Origin of the sequence: Brucella grignonensis, assembly GCF_002252505.1 — a bacterium.
Taxonomy (GTDB): Bacteria; Pseudomonadota; Alphaproteobacteria; order Rhizobiales; family Rhizobiaceae; genus Brucella; species Brucella grignonensis.
The window spans coordinates 144109-165085 of record NZ_NNRL01000151.1 but is presented as its reverse complement, the minus strand read 5'-3'; the positions used below and the strand labels follow the sequence as shown (position 1 = coordinate 165085).

The window sequence follows — 20977 nt, the reverse complement described above, 5'->3', positions numbered from 1 at the left end:
CAGAAGAATTGCGTATTCAAAGTGAGGCATGAAAAATGCCTCATCACTGCCTTCCTCTTTTGACGATCTACAGAGTTTCGTGTCGGAACTTGAAAGACGCGGCGATCTTGTCCGCATCCAGCGTCCGGTTTCGCTCGTGCATGAGATCACCGAGATTCATAAGCGTGTTCTGGCGGCCGATGGCCCGGCCTTGCTGTTTGAAAAGCCGGTCGATGCAGAGGGCAAAGTGCAGTCCATTCCGCTTCTCGCCAATCTCTTTGGTGCCAAGCTGCGGATTGCCTGGGGGCTTGGTCGCGCGCCGGAGGAGCTGCCTGCTTTGGCCAATTTGTTGGCCGAACTGCGAGCGCCAACACCGCCGCGTTCCGCAGGCGAAATATGGAGCAAGCTGCCTTTGGCAAAAGCCGCCATGGCGATGCGACCACGTCGTGTCGCTCGCGCGCCAGTACATGAAATCGTGCGGGAGGGAGAGGCGATTGATCTCGGCATGTTACCGATACAATGGTGCTGGCCGGGAGAGCCCGCGCCACTCGTGACATGGCCTCTGGTGATCACCTGCGCGCCAGATGATCCGTCCGATATCAATGTTGGCATCTACCGGATGCAGAAGCTTGGACCCGACAGGCTGATCATGCGCTGGCTGGCGCATCGCGGTGGTGCCCGGCATCATCGCATGTGGCAAAAGGCTGGGAAGGATATGCCGGTTGCCGTTGCAATCGGTGCAGATCCGGCAACGATCCTTGCGGCTGTCATGCCTTTGCCGGAAGGGATGAGCGAGCTTGCGTTTTCAGGCCTTTTGTCGGGGCGGAGGCCTGCGATCGCAGAGGGGCGCACGGTGCCTCTCAGTGTGCCAGCCAATGCGGAAATTGTGCTTGAAGGTTTTGTATCGACAACTGAAACCGCGCCGGAAGGCCCTTATGGCGACCACACCGGCTATTATAACAGTGTTGAAGAATTTCCGGTTGTGCGTCTTAGCGCAATCACCATGCGCAAGAACCCGATCTATCTTTCCACTTACACGGGGCGACCGCCTGACGAGCCTTCAAAGCTTGGCGAGGTGATGAACCAGCTGTTTGTGCCGGTTGTGCGCAAGCAGTTTCCAGAGATTACCGATCTCTGGCTGCCGCCTGCCGCCTGTTCCTATCGCGCGATGGTAGTGGCAATCGATAAGCGATATCCGGGGCAAGCGCGCAGGGTCATGATGGGGCTTTGGTCGATGCTGCCGCAATTCAGCTACACCAAGCTTATCATCGCCGTCGATCCAGACATCGATATACGCAATTGGGATGATGTGCTCTGGGCACTGTCCACGCGCTTTGATGCAAGCCGTGATCTGGTGACGCTCGATCATACGCCGGTGGATTATCTCGATTTCGCGTCACCGCGCTCAGGGCTTGGCGGCAAGCTCGGGCTTGATGCGACCAATAAGATCGGTGCGGAAACGGATCGCGAATGGGGCAACGTCCTTTCCATGAATGAAGAGACCATTGCGCGTGTGGATGCAATGTGGGGCGAATTGGGCATTGACCGGGAGACGAGACGATGAAGCGTGTAGTCGTGGGTGTGTCCGGTGCGTCCGGGTCGTTGATCTCACTGAAAATACTGGAATGTCTGAACAAGATGCAGGGCGTTGAAACGCATCTTGTCATATCGCAAGCGGCCGAGCGGACACTGCGTTATGAGCTTGGCCCGAATGGCTATTCAATGCTGCATCGGCTGGCAGAAAAGACCTATTCGATCGAGGATGTGGGAGCGGCGATTGCGAGCGGATCGGTTCCGACCGCCGGTATGATCGTGGCGCCCTGTTCCATGCGCACGTTAGCATCGATTGCCCATGGTTTCAGCGATAGTTTGCTGACGCGCGCAGCCGATGTGCAGCTGAAAGAGCGGCGCAGGCTGCTGCTGATCACGCGCGAGACACCGCTGCATCTGGTCCACTTGCGCAATATGTGCACGGTCACCGAAATGGGGGCAATCGTGATGCCACCGGTACCGGCCTTTTATCTGCATCCGCAAACGGTAGAAGATGTTGCCCAACAGATCGCAGCGCGCGCCATTGATCTGATGGGACTTGGGGAGCATCAGGCCGAAAGCTGGTTTGGTTCCGATAAGGTTGATAAGTAGTCAGCAAAGATGACAGGCTGTTGCTTCATGCCGGTCCAAGCATGATGAAGGTTTCACTTTTGCTGACCCCTTGAAGCGAACGGATTGTCGAAATCACTTCATTGAGCTCGGAAATGGTCGAAACCTCCAGCTCTGCAATCACATCCCAGATGCCATTGGTGTTGAATACGCCGGTGAGCCCCGGAACGCGCTTGATTGCGCTGATTGTTGCTTTCAGCGACGAGCCTGACATTTCAATAAGCATGAGGGCACGTATCTGATCCTTGCCGATGTCATCGCGAACGCGAACCGTGAAGCCTTTGATGTCGCCATTGGCAATCAGCCGATCGAGGCGCTTTTGCGCTGTGGCACGTGCAACGCCCAAGAGTTCCGCAAGCTGTGGAACAGATGCGCGACCGTTAATGCGGAGCTCAGTGACCAGTCTCTTGTCCAGCTCATCCATGGCGTTATCTTTCTTTAAAGTAAGTCAGACTGACGATATCGTCACTATTTTATAAAAATAATCACTTTATATTCTTTTTTGTCAATCTGATTGCAGATAATGATTTTGCCAAGGGGAATGCAAAAGCAGCTTCTAATGCAGACGAAGTGATAGGAGCGTTGTGCAATCAAATCCCTGTTCAGGCCGGTTACAAGGTCACGAAGACAGCATTAATGTAGCTCCGAAACGGGGCTCTCTTAGGGGAATCTTCAATATGAAATTTGCGAAACTTTTTTCCACCGCCCTTGTGGCGCTTGGCATTTGCGTTTCCTTGAACGCAGCCAAAGCCGACGATCTGGAAAAGATCCAGAGCAAGGGCAAGATGACGATTGCCCTATCGGGTGTGTTCCCTCCGTTCAGCTTTGTCGACGAGAGCAATAAGGTTGTCGGCTTTGACGTCGATATTGGCTCGGAAATCGCGCGTCGCCTGAAGGCCGAACCTGAAATCGTCACAACGGCCTGGGACGGCATCATTGCAGGCCTCGTTACCGGTCGTTACGACACGATCGTCGGCTCGATGGGCATCACGGAAGAACGCAAGAAGGCAATCGATTTCGTTGGACCTTACTATCGTTCAGGCTTGGCTCTGTTCATTCGCAAGGGTGATACAGTCAAGTCGCTTAACGAACTGGAAGGCAAGACAATCGGTGTGACGCTGGGCGAAACCTCCGAAAAATGGGTTCGTGAGCAGGGCAAATATGAAGTCCGCACCTATAAGGGCTTGCCTGAAATGCTTCTCGATCTTGGTTCGGGCCGTATCGATGCTGTGGTCGCCGATGATGTTCCTGTGCTTGTTGCAATAACCAAGAGCAACGCGCCGATTGAACAGGTGAAGGACGATCAGCTGCCGCGTTACGATATCGGTATTGCGGTTCGCAAGAACAACCCGGAACTTCAGGCTGCCATGCAGAAGGCGCTCGATGATATGATGGCTGATGGCACCTATAAGGCCATTTCCGAAAAATGGATTGGTACGGATATCCGCTAATTCGAGCTGTTTCGGGTGAGGGTAGCAAAGTGAGCTGCTCTCATCCGACTAATAGTCCCTAAACTCTGCTTTACAGCTTCTCCCCAGCCCCTCGGCTGAGAGACATATGCGCCATAGGAGATGTTTCCTGATGGAGCAGAAAGGTTGAAGGATGGATATCGCACTTATCGGGCGGGTTTTTCCCTTCATTGTTGAATCGGCCTGGGTCACAGTCCAACTGACTATCGTATCCCTGATAATCGGCCTCGTTGTTGCCAGCCTTCTCGTTATGGCGCGTTTTTCGCGCTATGCACCCATTCGCTGGGTTGCCATCGGCTATATCAGCATCATGCGCGGCACGCCGCTTCTGGTGCAGCTATTCCTGGTCTTCTTTGGTGGTCCCCAGTTCGGTTTTGAGTTTACCCCGTTTGTGGCTGGCGTCATCACGATGGGCTTCAACATCGGTGCCTATATGTCCGAAGGGATGCGTGGGGCAATTCTGGCGGTCGATAAAGGCCAGAACGAAGCGGCACGCTCGCTGGGCTTTGGCAGGGCCGGAACCATGCGGCTCTTCATCCTGCCGCAGGCGGCTCCTCTGATGATCCGCTCGCTCGGTGTCAATACGGTCATCCTGACCAAGAGCACCGCGCTCGTTTCAACGATCGGCGTGGTTGAACTGACCTATACCGCCCAGCGCTTTGTGACTTCGACATACAAGCCATTTGAGGTTTTTGCGATTGCCGGTGCGGCATACATCGTCATCATTGCTATCATTTCACTGATCATCCGCGGCATTGAGATATTCTTCAACGCTGACAGGAGGGCGGAAGCATGAGCCTGGATTTCACCGTTGTTCCGTCTTATCTGGAACTGCTGCTGATTGGTCTGCTCTGGACCGTTCTGATTACCGTACTTGCCGGTGTGATCAGCATTGTGCTTGGTATTCTGATCGCAATCACCACGCTTCACGCGCCCAAAATAATCAGCCTGCCCGTGCGCGGTATTGTTTTCCTTTTCATGGGAACACCTCTGCTGTTGCAGCTCTATCTGCTCTATTATGGCCTTTCGCAGATCGGGATTATGGTGCCGGCGTTCTGGACCGGCGTGTTCGGTCTTGGCATGCATTATGCAGCCTATAATGCCGATATTTTTCGTGCATCGCTTGAGGCTGTCGACGAAGGACAGATGGAAGCCGCCCGGTCACTTGGTTTTAGCCGTGGATCGTCGCTTCGCTATTTCATCATTCCTCAGGCGATCCTCACGGCGCTGCCGCAGGTTGGCAATAACAGCATTATTCTGCTCAAGGACACAGCCGTTCTCTCGGTGCTCGGCATCACAGAACTGGTGTTGAATGCGCAACGCGCTATCAGCGAAACCTATCGTCCTTTTGAGTTCTACTTCGTTGCAGCCGTGCTCTATTATCTCGTCAATCTCTTGATGGAATGGGGTTTGAGCAAAGCGGCCAAGAAAGCGGAAGCTATCCGATGAACACACAGACCCCCATGATCGAGTTGCGTCAGATCAGGAAATCCTACGGCGAGCATGAGGTGCTGAAAGGCATCGACCTGACCGTCGCACGCGGTAAGATCGTTTCCATTATTGGTCCCAGCGGATCGGGCAAGAGCACACTGCTGCGTTCGATCAACATGCTGGAAGAAACCTCGAGCGGTGAAATCTGGCTTGATGGACATCAGGTCAATCGCCCGCTTAAAGGCCGCGCTTTTGAAAAACACATCAACCATATCCGTCAGGAAATGGGGATGGTTTTCCAGCAGTTTAACCTGTTCCCGCATTTGACGGTTCTGCAGAACATCATGGTCGGACCGATGAAGCTCAAGGGTCTGTCCCGAGCCGATGCACTGGAACGCGCCAACAATCTGCTCGCCAAGGTCGGTCTTGTCGATAAGGGCAATGCTTATCCTGCACGTCTTTCCGGCGGACAGAAACAGCGCGTTGCGATTGCCCGCGCTCTGGCGATGCAGCCCAAGGTCATGCTTTTCGATGAAGCAACCTCTGCGCTCGATCCAGAGCTGGTTGAGGAAGTCAATCAGGTCATGAAGCAGCTCGCAAATGAGCACATGACCATGTTGATCGTGACGCACGAAATGCGCTTTGCGGCGGAAGTGTCCGATCATGTGATGTTCATGGATGGAGGTGTGGTGGTCGAACAGGGTTTGCCGCAGCAGGTCCTGTCCGATCCAACCGAGGAACGGACGCGGGCATTCCTGCGAAAGCATCTCTCGCATTAGAGCATTTGAGCCAAAAATGCGAAGCGGCTTTGCGCGGGATAATGCGTAAAAACAAATAGTTACAGCCTGTCTGAAACGACAGGTGCCTTAAAACTTATATTCTGCAGCGTATTTCTATCGTCTCGGAATACGCTCTAATCGACGGAGACTAGAGTCCATGACTGCGAATGTTTCAAACGGCGCGCAAAACGCCGTAACGACCGCGCACAACCATATCGATGCGCAGCATGTCGAAGAGCTGGCCCTGCGTATGGTCGGTTGGAGCAGCGAAACCGGCACTCCCGGTGAAGCCGAGTTCTCCGAACGTCTCGTCGGGTTGTTGAAGGAAATTCCATATTTCCAGCAAAACCCGGACAATATTCGTACCGTTGCCAGCCATGGCGATCCACTGACGCATAATGTGGTGGCGCTGGTGCGTGGCAGAGGCAAACGCACGCTCGCATTGGCAGGCCATTTCGATACAGTCGCGACGGACAATTATCACGAGCTGAAGTCGCTTGCTTGCGACAGCCGCAATCTCAAAGATGCCCTTATCAGGGATTTGTCGAAGCGTGCCCGTTCCGCCCAGGAAGAACGCGCGCTCGAAGATCTGCTCGGTGGCGATTTCCTTCCCGGTCGTGGTCTGCTTGATATGAAAAGCGGCCTTGCCGCCGGTATTGCATGCGTTGAGAAATTCGCAGCCGACCCGGATCGCAGCGGAAATCTCCTGCTGGTCTTTACGCCTGATGAAGAGCGCGAAAGCCGCGGCATGCGCTCAATGCGCAATGCATTGCCGACGATTGCCCGCGATTTCGACATTGAAATTGCAGCAGCGATCAATCTCGATGTGACCTCTGATCAGGGGGATGGCAGCGAAGGCCGTGCCGTCTATGCAGGCACAATCGGAAAACTATTGCCCTTTGCGCTGGTTATCGGTTTGAGCTCGCATGCAAGCTACCCTTATGAAGGTGTTAGCGCACAGGCGATGGCCGCCAGCATTCTGGCACGCTTTGAAGGCAATGCAGCGCTCGCCGACCGTGATGAGAATGACATCTCGCCACCACCCATCTGCCTTGAAGCGAAAGACCTCCGCGACGGCTATGAAGTGACGACGCCGGAGCGCTTCTGGATCGCGCTTAACTGGCTTTATCATGCCATGACTGCTGATGAGCTGTTCAGTCGTTTTAAGAGTGAAGTGCTTGCCGGCGCGACAGAGGCTGTCGAACGTTTTTCCGCACAATCCGAAGCTTTCGGTCAGTTGATCGGCAAACGTGCGGGCGCCGTTCCGGCAGCACCAAAGCTCATCACTTTCGAGCAGTTGCGTGCTATGGCGGCCGATGTGGCCGGCGAGAAATTCGAGGCGCTTTACGACGAGCAGGAGAAGCGTCTTGCCGATATCGACAATCCGCTGTCAGTCAGCCGTCAATTGACCGAGTGGCTCGTCGGCGTTGCGCATCTGTCAGGTCCGGCAGTTGTTGTTGGTTTTGCTGGTTTGCATTATCCGGCAAGCCATCTCGACCATGCTCAGGCCGATGATCGCGCTTTCAAGCAGGCCATCGACACAACGATGCAGACATTTGCAGCCTTTCCGGATCAGTCGCTTGTCTGGAAACCGCATTTCCAGGGTATCTCTGACATGAGCTTCCTGGGGCAGGCAACGCTTGGGCAGGATATCGTGTCGAACAATACGCCGGTTGCGCGTCTTGTTGATCATCCAGCGGGCGATGCTTTGCGCTTTCCGGTGGTCAATATCGGCCCATGGGGGCGTGAGTTCCATCAGAAGCTGGAGCGTGTACACGCGCCTTATGCCTTTGAAGTGCTGCCGCAGATCGTTTCGATGATCGCGGAAAACTTCCTCGCAACCAAGGCCTGAGCCTGCAGCGCTCTGCTGAAATATGTTGGATAAAGGTTCATATCAATGACCAATGAAAAGCTGAACATTGTTCCTTTCGTCAGCGTCGATCACATGATGAAGCTCGTGCTCACCGTGGGTGTCGAAACCTTCCTCAAGGAACTTGCTGAGGTTATCGAGGAAGATTTCCGCCGCTGGGAACAGTTCGACAAGACGCCGCGCGTTGCCTCGCATTCTGATGAAGGCGTCATCGAGTTGATGCCAACGAGCGACGGTACGCTTTATGGCTTCAAATATGTGAACGGTCATCCGAAGAACACCAAGGAAGGTCGCCAGACCGTCACTGCCTTTGGTGTGCTGGCCGACGTCGGCAATGGCTATCCGATGCTGCTGACCGAAATGACGATCCTGACAGCCTTGCGCACGGCGGCTATGTCGGCGGTTGCTGCCAAACATCTAGCGCGGCCTGATTCAAAGACCATGACGATCATCGGTAATGGTGCCCAGAGCGAGTTCCAGGCACTGGCGTTCAAAGCCATTCTGGGGATTGAAAACCTGCGTCTGTTCGATATTGATCGCTCTGCAAGTGAACGTTGCGCACGCAATCTGAGCGATAATGGCCTTTCGATTACGATCCACGCCACCTCGCAGGAAGCCGTTGAGGGTGCTGACATCATCACGACGGTCACAGCCGACAAGCAATATGCGACCATTCTGAGCGACAACATGGTTGGCCCGGGCGTGCATATCAACGCAGTTGGCGGCGATTGCCCCGGCAAGACGGAACTGAACAAGGATATCCTGTTGCGCTCCGACATTTTTGTCGAATACCCGCCGCAGACCCGCATTGAAGGTGAGATCCAGCAGCTTGATGCCGATTATCCAGTCAAGGAACTGTGGGAAGTGATCACCGGAGCAATTGCTGGTCGTTCGTCAGATCGTGCCATCACGCTGTTTGACAGTGTCGGTTTCGCAATCGAAGACTTTTCTGCGCTGCGTTATGTTCGCAGCAAGTTGCAGGAAACAGGTCTCTATGTCGAGCTCGACATGCTTGCGGACCCTGATGAGCCGCGCGATCTCTATGGTATGCTGCTCCGGTGTGAAAAGGCACTCAAAAAGGCAGCCTAACAGGAAGTGTAATACCAAAGTTCATTGAATGGAACTCATTGGACTTTGGTTAAGCCCGAGTGGCGCTTGAACTTTATCAAGGCGCGATCAATAATCCGGCCAATTCACCAATGGCCAGCGACGCGCCACAATTGCGCGCACTCATAGTGAAGCCCGAACTCACGTTGCTTTAACTTCAGAGAGAAATGCGCCGCAAATCCTTATCGAGAGCGAGAACCTCTGGCAGGGGCATTCCGGGAGCAAGGTTCGGTGCAGCTCTGCCCATCACATCGGCAGGCACGATGCATGCCGCGCGGATGGCCTCTTCAAGTGGCACGCCGACCTGTTGAACCAGATTGGCAAGACAGCCAACCATATCGATATGTGCACCTGCAAGAGAACCGGCGGCATTGACGAGTGCGCCGTCACGCACTTCGATTTGTTCGCCGTAAAGCTCGAAATGATCCGGTCCCCCAATTGTGGACATGGCGTCAGATACAAGGAACATGTGGTCACGCTTTGGCCGTGCGCGCCATGCGATACCGACCATTTCCCAGGCTACATGATGCCCGTCGACAATGATGCCGACGAAAGCATCGCTGCCAATTGCTGTGCCGACCACTCCGGGTTCACGCGAAGTCATTGGCGGCATGGCATTGTAGAGATGGGTAAAGCAGCTGATGCCAGCGTCAAGCCCTGCTTTTGCCTCAGCGGTCGTGCCATTGGTATGGCCTGCCGAAACGACGACACCCATATCGACGATCTGGCGGATCGTATTGCTTGGCACCATTTCGGGCGCAAGCGTGAGCATCACCGGCACATCGGCCTTGCGCAGAATTTTCAACGCTTCAAGCGTGGATGCATCCATCGGACGGATAAATTCGACGCGATGCGTGCCCTTGCGGACAGGGTTGAGATGCGGCCCTTCGATATGCAGGCCGAAGAAGCCATCCATTCCTTTGCATTCCACTGCCGCGTGAGCCGCCTGAATGATACGTTCCGGCTCGCAGGTGATCAGCGTCGGAAGCACCCAGCCAGTGCCGCGTTTGCGCAGTGTCGAAATGATATGCCCAATACTCTTTGCGCTGGTGTCTGAATTCAGCATGACGCCGCCCGCACCATTGACCTGCAGATCAATACAGGCAGGCATCAGGATATGTGGGGTGAGGTCTGGAGTTTCATTCGATTTGCGCGGACGCAGGCGGTGGATAGCCGCATTGCCGACCTCGGCCACGAGACCAGTCTGAAGCTGCCCGTTCAGGAATACATAGTCGGGGGCGACAAGACGGGTCATTGGCTTGCTCCTGAATGCTTGAGTGCGTAAAGGGCAACGCCGCGTGCACCCGAACTGTCGCCGAAACGTGCAGTCCTGATGGCGGGTATGCGGGTTGGACCAAGCTTTTGCTTTTCGAATGCTTTCGATACGCGTTCGGCAACGCCATCCATGTTGGAAAGACCGCCACCAAGCACAATGCAATCGGGGTCGACAACCATCTGCATGGTCAGAAGCGATTCCGCCATCAATTCGGCCCAGTCATCGAGAACCTGTTCTGCCGCAGCGTCACCGTTGGATGCACGCAGTGTCAGTTCCTGATTGGAAATTGTCTCGCCAAGTTTGATCTTTGCAATATCGGCAAGACCTGTGCCGGAAACATAGCGCTCCATGCAGCCCGTCTTGCCACAACCGCAAGGGATCAAGGGCAAGTTCTGCTGGCTTAAAATACGTGCTGGCATGCCCGTATGGCCGATTTCCAGTGCCAGGCCATTATAGCGCGGCGGAATATCGCCATTAATCACGAGGCCAGCACCCATGCCGGTGCCGACAATGAGACCAATCACAACGTCGCCGCCTTCGCCTGCGCCGCCGTGAACTTCCGAATAAGCGAAAGCCATACAGTCGTTCATCAGCGGAAAGCTGCGTCCGAAGCGCGCCAGGAGTGCTGCACCCACATCACGCCCGGTGATTGGAATATTGGAGGCAAAGCCGTGGCCGGTGGCTGGATCGATCCAGCCGGGCAGGCTTATACCAACAGGCAGTTTCGGATTGTCTGCAGTTTCGATCAGCCATTCAATCTGCGTCGAAAGCCCATCGATAAAGGCTTCAAAATCGCCGATAGGTGTCGGAATCCGTCGCGTCCGAACGGTTTCCATATTCGCGTCGAACAGGCGGCCCTCAATTTTGGTGCCGCCCAGATCAATGGCGCCGCAGATCATGCTGACCTCATGCTTCATGCTTTAAAGGGGTAAATCTTAACCCCGGAAACGACACGTGTCAGGTTGCCTTGATCGATAAATGGATTGTCGATGTTGAGATCGAGTTCCGCGGACCAGCGGGCAGACCAGATTTGCGCCAAAAGCACATAAAGCACAGCATCCCAACGGCTGTCACCCCGATGATTGGCACCAGTTAGCGCAAGCGCGAGATCACAGCCTTCACCGCCGACAGTCGTAACTGTTGCAAGCGGGAACTGCTGCGCGATTTCATGCGCGATATCGAGATCGTAGCGTGCGGTGTGCTGATCCGGATGGATGAAAACCACGACGCGAGTGTTGCCAACGACTGAAGCCTTCGGGCCGTGACGGAAGCCAAGCGTGCTGTCCCAATTGGTCATGACCTGACCTGCGGTTAGCTCCAGAACCTTGAGAGCGCTTTCGCGCGCAACCCCGGTCAGTGCGCCGGAACCAAGGAAAATGGCCCGTTCAGGATGCGGTGCGGGGGTCGCGTCAAGCTGGGCGATTGCCTTTGCAGCCGCAGCAGAAAGTTGGCCAAGTTTCGTGCTCACATCAGCCGTGTCGTCAATGCAAGCGAGCGCTGACAGAAGCATCGTCGTGTAGCTTGAAGTCATAGCAAAGGCACGATCATGGGTTGCTTCAGGCAACACGATGACACGCTGCTCGCCCGGACCTTTTGCCGGACGGACAGCCAATGCGCTTTCACCGTTGCAGGTGATGTTGAGGCGGTGGACTTTGGGGAAATGCTCATCCAGAAGGTCAAGCGTTGCGATGGTTTCCGAGCTGTTGCCGCTGCGGCCAAACTGCACGACGAGGAGTTCTGCATCGTCGGAAAGCGTTTCAGACGGATTGGAAACGATATCGGTTGTCGCAATAGCTGCCAGTGAAATTGCGCCAGTCTTTGTCGAGGCCAAGGCCTGACCGATGAAGGCCGATGTGCCTGCACCACTGAACACGATATGTTTGATGCCCTTGGCGGCGATCCATTCACGGATTTCAGCCGACTGTGCGGCAAGTGGCTCTGCCCATGCCTGCCAGATACCCGGCTGCGCATGAATTTCCTGCCAGGTGTGGCTCGTTTCCAGCTTAGTCATTAACGCCGTCCTCTTGAGTACTGATGACACGCACGCCACGTTCGCGGATGCGGTTGGCTATTTCATGGTTCGGTTCAAGATCGGTCACGATTGCTGAAATCCGATCCATAGCGCAAATACGATGCAGTCGTGGTTTGCTGAATTTGGTCTTGTCGGCCAGCACAATAACGCGGCCCGAAGCCTCAATCATTGCGCGGTTCTGATGGGCCTCGTCTTCGAGAAATGTGCTGATGCCGGTTTCCGGATCGACGCTGTCGGCACCCATGACGAAGGTGTCGAAGCGCATCTCGGAAAGGGCCGTATCAACCAGTCGTCCGGTCACAGACATGGTTTCGCGACGAATGTTGCCGCCGGTCAGCATCACCTGATGCTGCTTGTGGCTGAGCACAGTTTGCGCGACATCGAGACTGCGGGTCATGATGACAAGCGGCGCGAGATTGCCAAGATGAGCTGCAAGACGTTCAGCGCTGGAACCATTGTCAAAAAGTACAGACGTATCGCCTTCAAGCAGGTGAACCGCCTTGCGCCCGATTGTATCCTTGGCGCTGAAGTTAACGGCGCGCCGATCAACCGGATTGGATTCAACACCAAATGGTGTGAGGGCAGGCTTTTGGGCAAGCGACAAAGCGAGATCGATACGAAAATCGGCAAGACCGGCATAGCCAAAGCGCTGACAGAAACGGATAAGGGTCGGCTCCGACGTGCCGAGCTGGTTGCACAACTCGCGCGCTGTGGAGCGGATAAAGCCGACCGGATCCGTTTCGATCAACTGGCATATGCCACGCAGCTTCGGAGTGAGCTCCGGTGCCGCAGCCTGCACAGTCTGATAGAGATCTTCGGTCGGTTGCAACTCATAACCCTTCCCAAAACGTGTTCCCAGTTTTGGGCGACATGCTTCGGCGCCAGTTTTTATTTGAAAGCGTTTTTTACTTCAACACAAATATTGTGTGTCAAATATTTATTTTAACACAAATCTTATTAGCTGAGCTGAAGTGCTGCGCGTAGTTCTGCGACTTTGCCTGCTGCTGTTCGGGTGGCGCCGGAAGCGGCGAAGCCGAAATGCAACAATGTCTGATCGGCAGTTAGTGGCGCACTGCATGACGCGTGGATTTCGGTGATATCTGGCAGGGCCGCAAGGATTGTGGGTAGCGTGTCGATATTGACGCCCGAGCCCGGCATGATGACGATCTCGTCTCCGGCTGCTTTCTGCATCGTCGCCAATCTTTCCAGACCGGATACGGCTTTTTGTGCACCACCAGATGAGAGAATGCGGTTGATGCCAAGCTGTTTGGCAATCTCAACGGCTTCTACTACATCTGGTGTCAGATCGATTGAGCGGTGTAGTGCGATATCAAGGCCATCCGCTGCTTTGATCAGTCGTTGGAGTGCAGATTGGTCGAGCCTGCCATCGGGCAGATTGGCACCGATCACCACACCAGCGAGACCAAGGGTGCGTGCTGCCGCAATCTCGGCTTCCATGATCTCCAATTCATCTTCGGTCCAAATGAAGCTTCCCGCGCGTGGTCGTATCATCACCATGATCGGGATGAGGGCTTTTGCGGAGAGCTGCATGAGGCCGATGGATGGCGTCAGTCCGCCAATGGCAAGTGCCGAGCAGAGTTCGATACGATCAGCGCCGCCTTCGATTGCGGCGACCAAACCTTCCGCATCATCGACACAGACTTCCAGCAATATTCTGTTCAAGCACATTCTCACTTTTTCAGTTTGTTTGTGCTCGACCTTAGTCAGAACCGCCACACCAGCCAAGCCTGTAATCGCTCGCATGGTGGTTACAGTTATGACTCAACTACTCTAGCCGAAGTTGTGCTTGTCTGATGGATAGCTGTAATAAAGTGGAAAAATCAGCCCATAAGGAATGATAGCGATTTCCGTTGCAGGTTCTCGTTCGGGACCTTTATAGGCTCCGGACCGGTTTTGTCGTCTGGCTTGGCTTTCACTGGACAGGGCAACAATGATCGATCCCCAGACAATGAAGGGAAGCAAGGCTATCGCGATATAAACATAGCTTGTGTAATCCATCCCACCATGATGACCCGGCTTATTTGGCTGAACAAGAAATCCGCTTCTCAAAGGCGGATCGTTTTTAGCTTTGTTTGCTCAAATCTTCTGCTGACCGCTATTCAGCGGCAACCATGGCAACGCCCGCGTCGATCGTGAAATGGGTTGGACGCAGCGAGACATAGCCATTGCGGATTTCAAGAACATGTGAATAGACGTTTTCGCCGTTTTCCAGTGTCGGCAGCTTTTCTTCATGCATGATGCTGATGACGATGGCGTCGGGGCAACGTGTCTTGAGTGCGGTGTGAAAACGCAGTTTTGATGCAGGGTCAAGCGCGCCTGTAGCTTCATCAAGATAGATGATTGCAGGCTTGTGCAGCAGGATGCGCGCCAGCACCAGCTTCTGCTTCTGTCCGCCTGAAAGCACCATGTCCCATGGGGAACCGTCGGCATCTGGATCGTTCATGCGTTCGATAAATTCGCCGAGTCCTGCTTCATGGAGAACCACAGCGATAGACAGATCGTTGAAGTCGTTCGCGTCATCCGGGAGGCAGACAAGCTGTTTGAGCGACACGGACGGAAACTTGGCTTCCTGCGGTGCGTAGATTGATTTGGCCTTCTGCGGATAGATGATATCGCCAGTGCCATAAGCCCAAAGTCCGTTGAGTGCTTTGATGAACGAGGTTTTACCCGAACCGGATTCACCGCGCATATAAACCCAGTCGCCACTACGGATATTGATCACACCGGAGCGCAGGAACGGTGCTTCACTGTCGGGACCCTGCATCAGGGTGAGGTTACGAACAGAAAGTCCGAAGCGAGGGTGCTGCTTGGAAAAGGTGAAGCGGTTGACGCCAGAACTTGCGTAAAACTCGCTCGGTTCCTGAACATTTTCGATTGCCTGAGCAAGACCTGTAACGCGACCGGCATTGGCGCGCAGATTGGCAATTGCTGGCATGACCTGAATGAACCACGAGCAGTCATTGATCATGGCGGCGACAAGCTCAGCGCCAGTCACATAATTGCGGAAGCTGACAGCGCCGCTCATATAGGGCACGAGGCCCGGAATATAAGCGATGATGCGGTTCGACATGAAACCATAGGCCTGTGAGAAGGCGAGATAGGCAGCATCGAAGCGGTTAAGCTTGTTCCAGGTGCCGTCAACGTCCTTGTAAAGACGCTTGTTGACGGAATGCTGCACAGCTTCGCCTTCAGAAGCAGAAATCTGGAAGCTGCGACGTAGAAGTGTCGTCCACTCGCCACGATAGGAACCTTCCGCTTTCTGCATGCCGAGGTTGAGGCGTTCAAGCTGACGGCCGATCTTGATCGCGATCAGTGTGCCAATCGGTACATAAATAATGATTGCTGTGAAGGCGAGAATGGCACCGCCATAGGAGCCGAGGAATTCCAGCCCGGTTACTTCGGTGGAGATTTCGAGCAGCTTCTGCCCGACAAAAAATGCGGAAAGCACCACGCCGACAACGCCCATCACAAGGCCAATGGCCCCGCCTGTCATGCCTTTGATGGATTCCTGCAAGCGCTGGTCGACATTGTCGGGAAGGTTTGCGCCTTTCCCTTGCTGCAGATGGAAATGGGTGTGATTGCTATCAAGCAGAGCGCTGGAGAAGCTGTCGTTAAGCCACTTGCGCCATTTGCGATGCAATGTCGTGGACAAGAGGTGCCTAAAGCCAACCAGCATCACATCCTTGGCCAGCATCAGCAGGATCAAAATGCCGGCATTCATGGCAATCGCTATCAGCGGATTTTGAACGGGTGCACTTTTGACATTGACGATTGAGTTCATCAGCAAGCCAGAAGCTTCGGCCACCCAAACAGTGGTCTTGCTGATAAAGGCCGTGAAGATGAAGATTGCAATCGTGAGGCCCCAAGCTTCCTTCCAGCGCTCGGATACCCAGTAGGCGCGCATGAGGCCCCAGAAAGACGTCATCTGAGACACGGCAGAGCTGTTCCTTGGCTGTAAGGACTGCTGATTTATCTGCCGTGTTGTTTTCAATATGCACCTCGTATTGATACGCCTGTCACCACGATTGTAACGCTTTGTAACAGATTGCAACAAACTGTGGTTAACGAAGTGTTAATAGTCAACACAAATGGCGATCACATTTGCAGGCGTGTTTTGAAACACATCGCAAGGAGCTGAAATCATTGTGCTAATGAGAACGACGAATTTGTGTGGAATCCGGATTTCACGCGTGGTGTTGCGTGCGAGTCACGCTCATTTTGATGTGCAATTTGAGCGGTCGCTGAAGCAGTGCTTCGTAAGCCAAAGCAAATCGGTTTCATTTCGTGATCGGGAGCCGTCCAACCGTCAGGTTCATCGTGATATCTGACTGTCTTAATCAACTATCTTGAATGTGTTTGATCCCAATCAAAGAGATTGAGAGAGAGACGGTCTAAATCTTCATCAGCACGGTTCTTCGGGCACCATTGTGATGCTGCAGAAACCGGCCCATGGAGATGAAATTAGATGCGTAAGTTTGCTATCCCGTTCGCAGCATTCGGACTTTGCTTTGCAATGGCCGCTCCCGCTTTGGCCGAGAATATTGAGGTTCACATGCTCAATAAGGGTGCCGAAGGTGCGATGGTTTTTGAGCCTGCCTATATCAAAGCCAATCCCGGTGACACGATTACCTTCGTTCCAGTCGACAAGGGACACAATGTCGAGTCGATTAAGGGCATGATCCCCGAGGGTGCCGAAGCCTTCAAAAGCAAAATCAACGAGAGCTACGTTCTGTCCGTCACTGAACCTGGCGCGTATTTGGTCAAATGCACGCCGCACTACGCTATGGGCATGGTCGCTCTGATCGTTGTCGGTGACAATCCGGCCAATCTTGAAGGAATCGTTGCCGCCAAAAAGCCAAAGCCCGTTCAGATGCGTCTCGAAAAGGCAATTGCCAGCGCGAAATAATGGGTTTCAAATAAGCAGCGGTGCTGCATAAATCCCCCTACTGCTAGAGCGCAGATATACTTGATCAGAATAAATTGCGCTCTGGCTGCGGTCCCGTGATGAGGACGTCATGACAATAAAGGAAGGCCTGCTGGCCACCCCCACAGCTTCAACCGCCCAACCAGCCCCCACAGCAACATCTCCCGAACGCCGTGGCGCGATTGCTCGCGGCTACAAAAAGACCGGCCCGGCAATCTTCAGCTATGGATTTCGCCCATTCTTTCTTGGTGGCGCAATATGGGCCGTTATGGCCATGCTGCTCTGGATACTCTCTCTCACATTCGGCCTGTCGGTTGGCGGCGCTTATGGGGCGCTCAACTGGCACGCGCATGAGATGGTATTTGGCTTCTCATCGGCAATTCTCGCCGGATTTCTTCTGACTGCCGTCCCCAACTGGACTGGCCGTCTGCCGGTTTCAGGAACGCCGCTTGCTTTGCTTTTCAGTGTCTGGCTTGCCGGACGGCTGGTTTTTCTGGTTCCTGATCTTGTTGGTCTCTATGTTGCAATCGGTATCGAAAGTCTCTTTCTGCCTTTGCTTCTGTTTATCGCCTCACGCGAAATCATCGCCGGTCATCAGTGGAAGAACCTCAAGGTCCTGATTGGTGTCACCATTGTCATGCTGGCCAATTTTTGTTTTCACTATCTGGCGATTACCAACGGCGATATCGCCGCTGCCAATCGCGCCGGTGTCAGCGCTTATGTCTTGTTGGTGATGCTGATCGGCGGGCGGATTATTCCGAGCTTCACGCGCAACTGGCTTAATCGCATGGGTGAAAAGCGCTTTCCGGTGCCGTTTAATCGCTATGACGGTCTCGCCATTCTGGTCGGTGCCATTGCATGCGTGAGCTGGATTGCTGCGCCTGAACATTCATTGACAGCCGTCATTGCAATCATCGCGGCGGTTCTGCATTTTGTGCGGCTTTATCGCTGGCGTGGATGGAGCGTGGCGAGAGACAAGCTCGTGCTCATCCTGCACATTGCCTATCTCTTTGTGCCTGTGGGTTTTGTCGCCATAGCGCTGGCAGCACTTGAACAGCTCAATCCATTTTCAGCGCTGCATGTCATGACGGTGGGTGTCATCGGCTGCATGATGCTGGCGGTGATGACCCGCGCAACCCGTGGTCATACGGGTCGTGAACTGGTGGCTTCGCCCCTGACCCAGATTGCCTATCTCTGTCTGATCCTGTCAGCTCTGCTTCGTCCTTTTGCGGAAATGATGCCGAATTTCTTCCACACGTTCCTGGCGGCGTCGGCACTCTTATGGATGCTGGCTTTCGGGCTGTATGTTCTCGAATATGCACCCATGCTGATGACGAAACGGCGTCAGCGTGCAGAATAAAGCATTTGAGCTAGAGCATTTCCAACGATTCAGTCTTCGCTGGAAATGCGGTAAGATTTACCGAATGGGCCTCTAAACGGCCCACTCGACATCGGTCGTGAAGGCAATCGTCAACCAACGATCAGGGCCTTCGCCGCCAAGCGCATCGCCGATTTCGTCACGCAAAGCATCCCATTCTTCGAGCTTTCTTGCGGGCTGATCGGGTGGGACGATGAAGTAGAGTTCTATCTGCTTGCCACGTCCGACCTTGGCGACATAGGCACGAAAAGACTTGAAGCCGTTGCGCTCCACGACCTCTTTTGCGACCTGATCCACATGTTGCTTGAGATCCAGAGGTGTTACGAGCAGCATATCCGCCAGCGCCTGCTTAATCGTCCCAATCGGCATTGGAATGATGGCGATACAGATGAGGGCCAGCACAGCAGGATCGATATACGGCGTTATCCAATGGAACTGGGTTCCCTGAATGGCGTAGCCTATCAGGAAGGCGAGGAGCAGTGCTGCGGTAATGCCGCCTGACATGATCCAGGCTTTGGCGTCCAGCGCAATGAAGTCGGATTTGAGCTTGCGGTTGGCACGCGTCTCAAACCAGGCCATGCCGAGGCAGGCAACAAGAGCAACGACGGCATAGAAGATCGCGTAACTGAATTCGAGATCACGGCCGCCATGCATCAGACTGCCGATGGCATTGATAAGCGCATAGACCGCAACGCCGGTCAGCATGATGCCATTGAGGCCCAGAACCATCGGTTCAAGATGCCAGAAACCCATGGTGAACCGATCACGCAATTTTCCGCTTGGAGGCTCTGGTAGTGCAGACAGTGCAATCAGCCGGGCAACAACAAGTGCAAGCCCGCTCATGGCAGCGTCGGCAAACATGTAAACACCGTCAAAAACAATAGAAAATGAGCCAGACAAAAGGCCGAATACGACGCCAAAGCCCGCAACAAAAATAGTAACTGCTATGGATACTTTAAGAATAGATTGTTCACTACGCAATTTTTACTCCGAATTGACACGCAGCGCGCGGCAATAGACGTTGGGAGAAGAAATGCGATTGCCGGACTGCGGCTGAAATCTATAGGAATCTTCTTGAAGAGGCAAATCGGCCTCGGGGTAACTTGTTCGGAGTGAGAGTCTCCCGGTGGCTTTCCGGGAGACTTTTTGGCGAGATTACTGCGACTGCTTGTCTTTGGTAAATGTGCTGTCGACTTCACCACGGAAGAAATCACGACCGTAAATCAGCAAGCAGAGGATAACGCCGGTTGCAAATGCCCAGGTTGCTCCTCGTGTGGCCAGAACAGCACCAACGATACCGGCAATACCAAGATCACGTTGCGAGCGCGCTTCCAGAATACCGACGCGGACTGATACATAGCCCTGGATAAGCAAGGTCAGTGCCAGCGCTACGCCGAGGATCGGCTGTACAAGCGTAACAATAGGCATCAAAAGCAGGCCGGTATTGGTGCCCCAACGGAAGGAACCAGCGCCGCCATAAAGCGAATGCATCGCCTTCTTGCCCTGTGAAAAACGCTCGACGATCACAACATGCATGGCTGACCACAGCGGTCCACACATGCAGACATCTGGTCCAAGCACACTCATCGCGGCATTGCGTCCACCGAAAATCAGATGAGCGCGATCGGGGCTATAGTCGATCTTCTCGTCGGGGCGTGCCTCGTCAGCTTCCTGAAGGATGGCACGGCTCTGCAAAACGTCGCCGAAGAGCACGATATATGCAGCTAACATGGTTGGTATGGCTGTCAGGAACATCGATAGCGGCGGCATGCCGAGACCGAAGATCGTATATTCGCGCCATAGGGTGCCGAAATCCGGGCTTGTGAAAGACCATTCAATCTTTGGCCATGGTGCCTCGCCGAACAAAGGTGCGATGACGACCGCCAGAAGGATGATGGGGAAGATGCCCAGCTTGCCGATAGTCGCCAGAACAGGATTGCTGTTTTTGATGCGGGCGAAGTGACGCGAGAAAATCACGTAGAAACCAAGACCGACCGCGATGCTGATCGTGAAGGGAAAACTATCGAAACGACCCCCGACATTGAATACGGCGATCACAGCGGCAAAGCCTGCGCCAACAATGACCCCGGCTTTGATTGCAGAGGGTATCAATTGCACAACGCGGTGGGCGAGGCCGGTCGCCCCGATGAAGATCGAGAATATTCCGAGCATCATTTGAAATGCAACGAGCGCATGCACACGCTCCGGTCCTTCCGGGAACGTCGCGCAATAGGCCATAAGAAGCGGGATGGCGGGTGTGATCCAGCCTGGGACAACAGGATCGCCCAGAAGATGATGGGCGAGATAGAAAAGGCCGTTCAAAATGACGACGGCAAGGGCAACTTCAAATGGCATGCCCAGCAGCTCGGTCATCAGCGGGATCGCTGAAAGATCGACGGCACACATCAGAAGGCCCTGACAGTAATCAGGCCACTCGAATTTGTAATGAACGAAAGGAAGACGGATTTTGAACGGTCCGGCAGGCCAATATGGCTGCTCCTGGCCGTCGATGCGTTCAGTGCTCAAGATTTTACTCCGAAAGGACGAAACA

The 20977-nt window shown here is 54.1% G+C and carries 19 protein-coding genes; 10 read left to right on the top strand and 9 right to left on the bottom strand.

Going from position 1 to position 20977, the window contains the following annotated elements:
- The first annotated feature begins 28 nt into the window (after positions 1–28).
- Both CEV33_RS05385 and CEV33_RS05380 read left to right on the top strand, forming a co-directional pair.
- On the top strand, positions 29–1543 hold the full coding sequence (locus tag CEV33_RS05385) for a UbiD family decarboxylase (RefSeq protein WP_094539462.1): 1515 nt from the start codon (positions 29–31) through the stop codon (positions 1541–1543).
- Positions 1540–2121, top strand: a complete 582-nt coding sequence (locus tag CEV33_RS05380; protein ID WP_094539461.1) for a UbiX family flavin prenyltransferase — start codon at positions 1540–1542, stop codon at positions 2119–2121. Before CEV33_RS05385 ends, CEV33_RS05380 begins: the two co-directional genes overlap by 4 nt.
- 25 nt (positions 2122–2146) lie before the next feature.
- Here the strand turns inward: CEV33_RS05380 and CEV33_RS05375 are convergent, their stop codons facing one another.
- Positions 2147–2563: an Lrp/AsnC family transcriptional regulator gene (locus tag CEV33_RS05375; RefSeq protein ID WP_094539460.1), complete on the bottom strand. Its 417-nt coding sequence runs from the start codon at positions 2561–2563 to the stop codon at positions 2147–2149.
- Between the two features lie 253 nt (positions 2564–2816).
- Here CEV33_RS05375 and CEV33_RS05370 point away from each other — a divergent pair, with 253 nt between their 5' ends.
- From CEV33_RS05370 to CEV33_RS05345, 6 genes are all read left to right on the top strand, one after another.
- Positions 2817–3590 carry an ABC transporter substrate-binding protein gene (locus CEV33_RS05370; RefSeq protein WP_094539459.1) on the top strand — a complete coding sequence of 258 codons (774 nt, stop codon included), beginning with the start codon at positions 2817–2819 and terminating at the stop codon, positions 3588–3590.
- 151 nt (positions 3591–3741) lie between these two features.
- Positions 3742–4404: an amino acid ABC transporter permease gene (locus tag CEV33_RS05365; RefSeq protein ID WP_094539458.1), complete on the top strand. Its 663-nt coding sequence runs from the start codon at positions 3742–3744 to the stop codon at positions 4402–4404.
- Positions 4401–5057, top strand: coding sequence for an amino acid ABC transporter permease (locus CEV33_RS05360; RefSeq protein WP_094539457.1), 657 nt, complete (start codon positions 4401–4403; stop codon positions 5055–5057). Before CEV33_RS05365 ends, CEV33_RS05360 begins: the two co-directional genes overlap by 4 nt.
- Positions 5054–5818, top strand: a complete 765-nt coding sequence (locus CEV33_RS05355; protein ID WP_094539456.1) for an amino acid ABC transporter ATP-binding protein — start codon at positions 5054–5056, stop codon at positions 5816–5818. The genes CEV33_RS05360 and CEV33_RS05355 overlap by 4 nt, the downstream gene beginning before the upstream one ends.
- Positions 5819–6068: 250 nt before the next feature.
- A complete protein-coding gene (locus CEV33_RS05350) occupies positions 6069–7670 on the top strand; it encodes a M20/M25/M40 family metallo-hydrolase (protein WP_374817523.1) in 1602 nt (533 codons plus the stop codon).
- Positions 7671–7715: 45 nt separating this feature from the next.
- Positions 7716–8777, top strand: a complete 1062-nt coding sequence (locus tag CEV33_RS05345; protein WP_094539454.1) for an ornithine cyclodeaminase — start codon at positions 7716–7718, stop codon at positions 8775–8777.
- A gap of 175 nt (positions 8778–8952) precedes the next feature.
- Here CEV33_RS05345 and nagA read toward each other — a convergent pair whose 3' ends face one another.
- The 6 genes from nagA to CEV33_RS05310 form a co-directional block, all read right to left on the bottom strand.
- The gene (nagA, locus tag CEV33_RS05340) at positions 8953–10050 is read right to left on the bottom strand and encodes an N-acetylglucosamine-6-phosphate deacetylase (protein ID WP_094539453.1); all 1098 of its coding nucleotides are present in this window, start codon (positions 10048–10050) and stop codon (positions 8953–8955) included.
- Complete coding sequence (locus CEV33_RS05335) at positions 10047–10970, bottom strand: ROK family protein (RefSeq protein ID WP_235818368.1); 924 nt, start codon at positions 10968–10970, stop codon at positions 10047–10049. The genes nagA and CEV33_RS05335 overlap by 4 nt, the downstream gene beginning before the upstream one ends.
- A gap of 14 nt (positions 10971–10984) precedes the next feature.
- Entirely contained in the window at positions 10985–12082 is a 1098-nt protein-coding gene (locus CEV33_RS05330; RefSeq protein WP_094539451.1) for an SIS domain-containing protein, read from the bottom strand.
- Positions 12075–12932: a DeoR/GlpR family DNA-binding transcription regulator gene (locus CEV33_RS05325; protein WP_094539450.1), complete on the bottom strand. Its 858-nt coding sequence runs from the start codon at positions 12930–12932 to the stop codon at positions 12075–12077. Before CEV33_RS05325 ends, CEV33_RS05330 begins: the two co-directional genes overlap by 8 nt.
- Positions 12933–13060: 128 nt before the next feature.
- Complete coding sequence (locus CEV33_RS05320; protein WP_094539550.1) at positions 13061–13786, bottom strand: copper homeostasis protein CutC; 726 nt, start codon at positions 13784–13786, stop codon at positions 13061–13063.
- A 433-nt stretch (positions 13787–14219) separates the two neighbouring features.
- On the bottom strand, positions 14220–16058 hold the full coding sequence (locus CEV33_RS05310) for an ABC transporter ATP-binding protein/permease (protein WP_094539448.1): 1839 nt from the start codon (positions 16056–16058) through the stop codon (positions 14220–14222).
- A gap of 531 nt (positions 16059–16589) precedes the next feature.
- Between CEV33_RS05310 and CEV33_RS05305 the strand changes: the two genes are divergently transcribed.
- Together CEV33_RS05305 and CEV33_RS05300 are read left to right on the top strand one after the other, a co-directional pair.
- Positions 16590–17030 (top strand): pseudoazurin, encoded by a 441-nt coding sequence (locus tag CEV33_RS05305; protein ID WP_094539447.1) that lies wholly within the window; start codon positions 16590–16592, stop codon positions 17028–17030.
- A 109-nt stretch (positions 17031–17139) separates the two neighbouring features.
- Complete coding sequence (locus CEV33_RS05300) at positions 17140–18408, top strand: NnrS family protein (RefSeq protein WP_094539446.1); 1269 nt, start codon at positions 17140–17142, stop codon at positions 18406–18408.
- Positions 18409–18480: 72 nt separating this feature from the next.
- On the opposite strand, the gene CEV33_RS05295 is transcribed toward CEV33_RS05300, so the two are convergent.
- Together CEV33_RS05295 and CEV33_RS05290 are read right to left on the bottom strand one after the other, a co-directional pair.
- The gene (locus CEV33_RS05295) at positions 18481–19407 is read right to left on the bottom strand and encodes a cation diffusion facilitator family transporter (RefSeq protein WP_094539445.1); all 927 of its coding nucleotides are present in this window, start codon (positions 19405–19407) and stop codon (positions 18481–18483) included.
- Between the two features lie 174 nt (positions 19408–19581).
- Positions 19582–20952 (bottom strand): hypothetical protein, encoded by a 1371-nt coding sequence (locus tag CEV33_RS05290; protein WP_094539444.1) that lies wholly within the window; start codon positions 20950–20952, stop codon positions 19582–19584.
- Positions 20953–20977 lie beyond the last annotated feature (25 nt).